Source organism: Micromonospora sp. BS32, from assembly GCF_059089345.1.
Genome location: NZ_JBSSHR010000106.1, coordinates 1 through 457 on the forward strand (window position 1 = coordinate 1; position 457 = coordinate 457).

Genomic DNA, 457 nt, shown 5'->3' on the forward strand with positions numbered 1-457 from the left:
GTCCACGGCGACCAGCGTTTCACCTACACCCGCCCGGTGCGGGCCGGCGACCGGCTCACGGTCACCTCCACGATCGACTCGATCAAGTCCCTCGCGGGCAACGAGGTCCTGGAGATCCGCGGGGAGATCCACGACGAGTCCGGCGAGCACGTGGTGACCGCGATGACCAAGCTGGTCGCCCGCGCGATCGAGGCCGACGAGACGGCGGACCAGGCGGACGAGGCGGACCAGGCGAACGAGGCGAACGGGGACGGGCGATGACCGCGGCAATCGCGTACGACGACGTCGAGGTCGGCACCGAGCTGCCCGCACAGGAGTTCCCGGTCGACCGGGCCACCCTCGTGCAGTACGCCGGCGCCTCGGGCGACTTCAACCCCATCCACTGGAACGAGCGGTTCGCCCGCGAGGTCGGCCTGCCCGACGTGATCGCGCACGGCATGTTCACGATGGCGGTCGC

General features: G+C 70.7%; 2 protein-coding genes. Both read left to right on the forward strand.

The features are described 5' to 3' along the window. Nucleotides 1-261: FAS1-like dehydratase domain-containing protein (locus AC5RWQ_RS30470; protein WP_494286042.1), on the forward strand; the 261-nt coding region annotated here is incomplete at its 5' end. Then, nucleotides 258-457, forward strand: a 200-nt coding sequence (locus tag AC5RWQ_RS30475) for a MaoC/PaaZ C-terminal domain-containing protein (RefSeq protein WP_494286043.1), incomplete at its 3' end; no start/stop codon positions are given. The genes AC5RWQ_RS30470 and AC5RWQ_RS30475, both read left to right, overlap by 4 nt.